Annotated in this window: 7 protein-coding genes; 3 read left to right on the forward strand and 4 right to left on the reverse strand. The window is 61.2% G+C overall.

Annotated elements, in window-relative coordinates; genetic code table 11:
• The 4 genes from HX846_RS29910 to HX846_RS29930 form a co-directional block, all read right to left on the reverse strand.
• A partial coding sequence (locus HX846_RS29910; protein WP_256740099.1) for an amidase family protein occupies positions 1 to 387 on the reverse strand: 387 nt, incomplete at its 3' end.
• 181 nt (positions 388 to 568) lie between these two features.
• On the reverse strand, positions 569 to 1,396 hold the full coding sequence (locus tag HX846_RS29915; RefSeq protein WP_178966760.1) for a hypothetical protein: 828 nt from the start codon (positions 1,394 to 1,396) through the stop codon (positions 569 to 571).
• A 314-nt stretch (positions 1,397 to 1,710) separates the two neighbouring features.
• Positions 1,711 to 2,289, reverse strand: coding sequence for a cupin domain-containing protein (locus HX846_RS29925; protein ID WP_256740101.1), 579 nt, complete (start codon positions 2,287 to 2,289; stop codon positions 1,711 to 1,713).
• Positions 2,277 to 4,232: an FAD-dependent oxidoreductase gene (locus tag HX846_RS29930; protein ID WP_178966761.1), complete on the reverse strand. Its 1,956-nt coding sequence runs from the start codon at positions 4,230 to 4,232 to the stop codon at positions 2,277 to 2,279. The genes HX846_RS29925 and HX846_RS29930 overlap by 13 nt, the downstream gene beginning before the upstream one ends.
• A 131-nt stretch (positions 4,233 to 4,363) precedes the next feature.
• On the opposite strand from HX846_RS29930, the gene HX846_RS29935 reads away from it, so the two are divergent.
• From HX846_RS29935 to HX846_RS29945, 3 genes are all read left to right on the forward strand, one after another.
• On the forward strand, positions 4,364 to 5,122 hold the full coding sequence (locus HX846_RS29935; protein WP_177022036.1) for a class II aldolase/adducin family protein: 759 nt from the start codon (positions 4,364 to 4,366) through the stop codon (positions 5,120 to 5,122).
• Between the two features lie 41 nt (positions 5,123 to 5,163).
• Positions 5,164 to 5,802: a TetR family transcriptional regulator C-terminal domain-containing protein gene (locus HX846_RS29940; protein ID WP_003208961.1), complete on the forward strand. Its 639-nt coding sequence runs from the start codon at positions 5,164 to 5,166 to the stop codon at positions 5,800 to 5,802.
• A gap of 154 nt (positions 5,803 to 5,956) precedes the next feature.
• A partial coding sequence (locus HX846_RS29945; RefSeq protein WP_178966762.1) for an enoyl-CoA hydratase/isomerase family protein occupies positions 5,957 to 6,414 on the forward strand: 458 nt, incomplete at its 3' end.

The raw sequence follows: 6,414 nt of genomic DNA on the forward strand, positions 1-6,414 counted from the left end.
GCCGAAGTCCGGGTTGGTGGTCTTGGACAGGATTATCGCGCCCGCTTCACGCATGCGGGCTGCGGGCGGTGCGTCCCTGAGGGCCGGGGTCAGGCGGGTGGCCGCGCTGCCGAGGGGAATGGGCACGCCTTCGGTGGCGATCAATTCCTTGAGAGTCACCGGTACGCCATCAAGGGCGCCGTTGGGTTGGCCCTTGTTCCAGCGCTCGGTGGAGGCCTGGGCCTGCTGGCGCACCTGTTGCGGGTCGAAGGCATAGAGCGCGTTGATCTGCGGCTCCCAGCGGTCGATGTGGGCCAGGAGCTGGTCGTAGTAGTCGATGGGCGCGAGTTGCCGGCTGGCAAATTGCGCCAACAGTTCGGCGGCCGTAAGGGTATGCAGGTCAGTCATCGAACGCTTCCTTGTGATGGGCCGGCTGGCTCATGGCGGGTTGCAGTAGGAACGACTATATAAACCCCGGTGTGACGCGGCCATCACAATCGGTGCAGTTCAGTGTTGCGTTTTTGTGTGCACTGAAACCGGCGGGTAGATGTGGGAATGGCTGGAAGGTTTACTGTTTGGCGGGAGGACCTCAGGCGCAGGCACCTGGCGTCTTTTTCCTGCGTGCCGACTCACGACGATAGCTCCGGATAGGCTGGGGTTTCGCCCGTATGCGGGATTGGAAAGACATCCACGTCGCAGGGTCAAAGCGGGTGGCTGATACCACCGCTTCCTGGAGCAGCATGATGGAAATAGCGTCTGACGCATCCGGGTATTCAGTATCGAGGATGATTTCCAAGGTGTCCTTGTCGCGATAGCCGCTGCAGGTCGGAATCAGACTGAAGGCGTGATCTATACCTTCGGACTCATTCGGCTCGCAGATGGATGAAACAACGCCCACATAAACATTCCGATCGTTCAGCGTGAACATGCATTGAGAGCCGCGCGCAATGGATTCCCTGAGTAGGGTCCTGAGGGGGCGCCCCGTTAGAAGCTCGAGCATCAATTGCTGGTTCAGTTCCTCCTCTGAAGCAAGTTGCAGTCTTTGTCGACGCCAACGCACAAATAATCGCGCCCAGCAGTAGGGAATGATCATGGCTGTCAGGCCGACCTGGAGCAAAAATACCCAGAGGCCATGATTTCTCTCGGTGGCAATATCCAGCTCTATCAGCAGCTTGCCCAGATAAGCACTGTAATCAATGGGGATTGTCTGGCCAGCCAGTTGCAGCGGCTGTTTGGACAGGCAAAGAATCAAAGTGGTCAGTACGAACGACAGTACGAGGCAGGTCCAGCCTAATCTTGCGACCTGTAGATAGAGTAACTGGCCCTCAAAGCGGTGGAGGCGGCAGTAATGGCCGGGGTGTTTCAAACACACCAAATAGCCACTCACCAGTAACGGCAGTATCAGTAGTAGCCCCATGGGTTATTTGAATATCAGTTCACGTATCTTGCGCTTGTGTTCCTTGAACTCGGGTGAGTTGGCGATTTCCGCCGGGTCGACAGAAATACCCCACTCACCCACTATCCTCATGGTTTTGTACCGCTTGATAGCCCTGATATTTTCCAGATCTTCCTCAGTGGGTTTCTTGAACCACGCAAACGACTCAAACATGACCGGCACCCTCATAAAAAAGTAGTCGGTTTTATAGCAAGAGCCGTTTTTACCGACTACTGATGGCCCCCATCCAGAACTCCCCGCGTATCGTAGGAAACGTCCTTAGTTGCCCCAACGGTCTAAAACGTCGGCGGCGTAATCACCCAGATCACCACCGCATCCACCTTTCCGGGGTTGCCATAGCGATGGGGCTCACTGCTGGGGAAGCTGAAACTGTCGCCTTCAGTCAGCTGAAAATGCCGCTCGCCCACCCATAACTCAAACGTTCCGCTCAACACATAACCCGCCTCTTCACCCTCATGGCTATAGCTCTGCTGGCTATAGGTGCCCGGTGGAAAGCGCGAGTGCAGCATCTCCAATTGATGATTGGGCAGGGGCGTCAGCAACTGGTCGACGATCCCGTCCTCATAGTGAATGCTCTGGCGATTGTTCCTGCGCACCACAAAACCTTCATCCTCCGCTGCCGGCGTGGTTTCGCTGGCAAAAAACCACTGGATCGTCACCCCCAGGCTGCGGGCGATGTTGAACAAGGCCGGGATCGACGGGTAGGCGAGGTTGCGTTCCAGTTGGCTGATATAACCGGCCGTCAATTCGCTCATCTGCGCCAATTCGGTAAGCGTCATGCCCCGGGCCTTGCGCAAGCCGCGGATGCGGGTGCCTAGAAACAGCTGTGGCGGTTGGTCGTTCAAATGTCCCACGCTACTTTCAATCCTTCATAAATCGCCTCTTCGGCGGTACGCGGCGCCAGGCAATCGCCGATCCGCGTGAACGCCACCAGGCCTTCCAGTTCTGCGCCCAGAGTGTCCACCGGCTGGTGGCCCTGGCACAACACCAGGGTGTCGATATTTTCCAGCAGCATCGGCTCGCCGCTGGCGGTGTGTTGCAGGTAGACGGTAGTGTCGTCGCAGCCGTACAAACGGGCGTAAGAGATGATCGGAATGCCCAGCCGATGCAGTTCGCCGGCCAGTTGGTCACGCACGTACAACGGCAGGTTTTCCCCGCAATGGGTGCCGTTCACCGCCAGTTGCACCTGATGGCCGGCACGGGTGAGGCGCTCGGCAATGCCCGGGCCGATCCAGTCGCAACGCCAGTCCACCACGACCACCGAACGGCCCAGTTGCACCTCATCGCGCAGCACTTGCCAGGCATCCACCACCTGTAGCTCGCCGCCGCGTTCGAAGGCCGGCCAGTAGGGCTCGGCGCCGGTGGCGATGATCACCCTGTCAGGTTGTTCGCGTTCCACCAATGCGCGGTCGACGCGGGTGTTGCGCACCACGCGGACCCCGGCCAGTTCCATCTCGCGCTGCAGGTTGGTACTGGCGCCGCCGAACTCGCTGCGTCGGGGCAGTAACTGCGCCAGAAGCACCTGGCCGCCCAATTGGGCACTGGCTTCATACAAGGTCACCTCATGTCCGCGCTGCGCCGCCACCGCTGCCGCTTTCATCCCTGCCGGGCCGCCACCGGCGACCATGATCCGCTGGCGTCGCAGTGCCGGTTGCAGTTGGCCAAACTGCAATTCGCGGCCGGTCTCGGGATGCTGGATGCAGGAGATCGGCAGGCCTTTGTGGAAGTGGCCGATGCACGCCTGATTGCAGGCGATGCAGGCGCGTATATCCTCGGCATGGCCGCTTGAGGTCTTGACCGGCATGCGCGGGTCGCAGATCAGCGCGCGGGTCATGCCGCACACATCGGCCTGGCCGCGTTGCAGCATCAATTCGGCCTCCTGGGGCTGGTTGATGCGCCCGGTAACGAACAGCGGAATCGACAGGTGCGTCTTGAACGTCGCCGCTTCTGTCGCCAGGTACGCCGGGGCAATGGCCATGGGCGGCACGATATGGATCGCGCCGCCGAGGGAGGCCGAGGTGCCGGCAACGATGTGCACATAATCCAGGTGTGATTGCAGCTGTTGCACGGCGGCCAGGGAATCCTCTTCGGTCAGGCCTTCGGGGTCGCGTTCATCGGCAGAAATGCGCAGCCCGATGATGAAGTGCTCGTCGGTTTCGGCACGCACCGTGGCGATGATTTCCCGCAGGAAACGCAGGCGCTGTTCCAGCTCGCCGTTGTAGCCGTCGGTGCGGCGATTCACCCGCGGGTTGAGAAATTGCGCGGGCAGGTAACCATGGCTGGCGACCACTTCCACACCGTCAATCCCGGCCTGATACAGGCGCCTTGCCGCAGCGCCGTAGCCGGCGACGATCTCGTCGATCATTGTCTGGTCAAGGGCGCGCGGCATCACCCGGAAGCGTTCGTTGGGCACCCCGGAAGCCGAGTAAGCCACCGCCAGCAAACCGTCGGCCGACTCCATGATTTCCCGCCCCGGATGGAAAATCTGCGACAGCACCACGGTGCCGTGGGCGTGGCAGGTTTCGGCCAGTCGGCGATAGCCGTCGATGCAGCTGTCATCGGTGGCCATCAGCACATGGGAGGTGTAGCGGGCGCTGTCGTGCACCCCGGCCACCTGCAACACAATCAACCCCACGCCGCCTTCGGCGCGTGCCCGGTGGTAGGCGATCAACTGCTCGTTGACCTGGTTGTCGGTGGGCATCGAGGTGTCGTGCCCGCTGGACATGATGCGATTTTTCAGGCGTTTGCCACGCAGTACCAACGGTTCAAAAAGATGCGGAAAGGCATGGGGCGACATGGTGCGGATACTCCAGGCGCTGTTGTTATTATTTTTCTATAGGAGGTCAGCCTCAGTAAAAAATCAACTTGTTTTTTTACTGGCGACTGGATTAGCGTCAACCACATCACCCACCCGCCTGGAGAATAAAAATGCCTGGGGCCACCGAACGACAGCTGCGCGAAGAGCTTGCCGCCTGCTACCGGCTGATCGCGCACTTTCGCATGAGCGATTTGATTTTCACCCATATCTCGGTGCGTATCCCGGGGCCCGAGCATCACTTTTTGATCAACCCCTATGGGCTGATGTTCGAGGAGATCACCGCCTCCAGCCTGGTGAAGATCGGCCTGGACGGACGTGCGGTCGAGGCTTCGGCCCATGGTGTCAACCCGGCGGGGTTTGTGATTCACAGCGCGATTCACGGCGCCCGCGAAGATGCGCAGTGCGTGCTGCACACCCACACCCGCGCCGGCTGTGCGGTGGCGGCCCTGGAATGCGGGCTGTTGCCGGTGAACCAGATTTCCATGGAGTTCTACGGCAAGGTCGCCTACCACGACTACGAAGGCGTGGCGCTGGACATGGACGAGCAACAGCGACTGGTGCGCGACCTCGGCGACAAGCCGGTGTTGATGCTGCGCAACCATGGTTTGTTGACGGTAGGGGAGACGGTCAGCCAGGCGTTCCTGCGCATGTATTACCTGGAGAAGGCCTGCGATATCCAGATCGCCGCCCAGGCGTGCGGCAAGCTGATCCTGCCGCCTGCGCACGTGTGTGAATACACCGAGCGGCAGTTCAACGAGCCAGGCCGGCCACTGGAAGAGGGCGAACTGGCAGACCCGGACGCCATGCAACTGGCATGGGCGGCGTTGCTGCGGTTACTGGATCGGGTGTCGCCGGGGTTCCGGGAGTGAGGTAGAGTCGTCCAGCCGACTCAACCCAAGGACACCGCCTCATGACCCAGGAATCCCGTTTCTCCCGCATGGAACCGGAGTTGCGCAAGGCCAATCTGGTGCAGGCGACGTTGGCCTGCCTCAAGCGCGACGGCTTCCAGGGCGCGTCGATCCGCAAGATCAGCGCCGAGGCCGGGGTGTCGGTGGGGCTGATCAGTCATCACTACTCGGGCAAGGATGAGCTGGTGGCCGAGGCCTATCGGTCAATCACCCGGCAGGTCATGGACCTGCTGCGGGATGCGATGGCCAAGGCGCCGCCCAGTCCGCGGGAGCGGCTGTCGGCGTTCTTCCGCGGCTCGTTCTCCCCCGAATTGCTCGACCCGCAACTGCTGGATGCCTGGCTGGTGTTCTGGGGGGCGGTCAAGACGGCCCCGGCGATCAACCAGGCCCACGAACACTCCTATGGCGAGTACCGCACCATCATGCGTTCGGCCTTGGTGGACATGGCCGGGGAGGAGGGCTGGAAGCAGTTCGATGCCGATTTGGCGGCCATCGCCTTGAGCGCCTTGCTCGACGGCTTGTGGCTGGAATCGGGGCTCAATCCCGGCACCTTCACCCCGGAGCAGGGCATCCAGATCTGCGAAGCCTGGGTCGATGGCTTGCAGTCGGGCGGGCGCAAGCGCTTCCAGATCAAACCCTGAACTGACGATTCCGCGCCGCCTGGACGCAATGTCCGGGCCGGCATTTTCCCCTCGAAAAATATTTGCAGTTACCCGATTGCCTCCTTACTGAACACTCGTTTAGTATCGCCCCATGTCGCACCCCTCAAGCCAATTAAAATAATTCGAGGATTCCATGACTACAGATCCGTCCGTGCTCACTCAGGTGCAGGCAGGTGTTGCCTGGATCACCCTCAATCGCGGCCCCCGGCGCAACGCCCTGGACATCCCGACCCTCAAGCACCTGCATGCCTTGCTGGACGGTTTCAACCGCGACCCGGCTGTGCGCGTGGTGGTACTGACCGGCAGCGGTCGCAGCTTCAGCGCCGGTGCCGACCTTGCCGAATGGGCCGATGCCGAAGCCCGTGGCGCCCTCGAAACCTACGGCTGGACCGAAACCGCCCACGCCCTGATGACCCGCCTGCACACCCTCGACAAACCTACCCTCGCCGCCATCAATGGCACGGCGGTCGGTGCCGGCATGGACCTCACCTTGTGCTGCGACCTGCGCGTCGCCGCGCAATCGGCACGCTTCAAGGCCGGCTACACCAGCATGGCCTACTCGCCGGACGCCGGCGCCAGCTGGCATCTGCC

The organism is Pseudomonas sp. K5002, assembly GCF_013386655.1.
Lineage (GTDB): Bacteria > Pseudomonadota > Gammaproteobacteria > Pseudomonadales > Pseudomonadaceae > Aquipseudomonas.

Excerpts from the sequence above, each read along its gene's own strand:
- HX846_RS29915 (WP_178966760.1), bottom strand. The coding sequence starts at position 1,396 with ATGGGGCTACTACTGATACTGCCGTTACTGGTGAGTGGCTATTTGGTG.
- HX846_RS29930 (WP_178966761.1), bottom strand. The coding sequence starts at position 4,232 with ATGTCGCCCCATGCCTTTCCGCATCTTTTTGAACCGTTGGTACTGCGT.
- HX846_RS29935 (WP_177022036.1), top strand. The coding sequence starts at position 4,364 with ATGCCTGGGGCCACCGAACGACAGCTGCGCGAAGAGCTTGCCGCCTGC.
- HX846_RS29940 (WP_003208961.1), top strand. The coding sequence starts at position 5,164 with ATGACCCAGGAATCCCGTTTCTCCCGCATGGAACCGGAGTTGCGCAAG.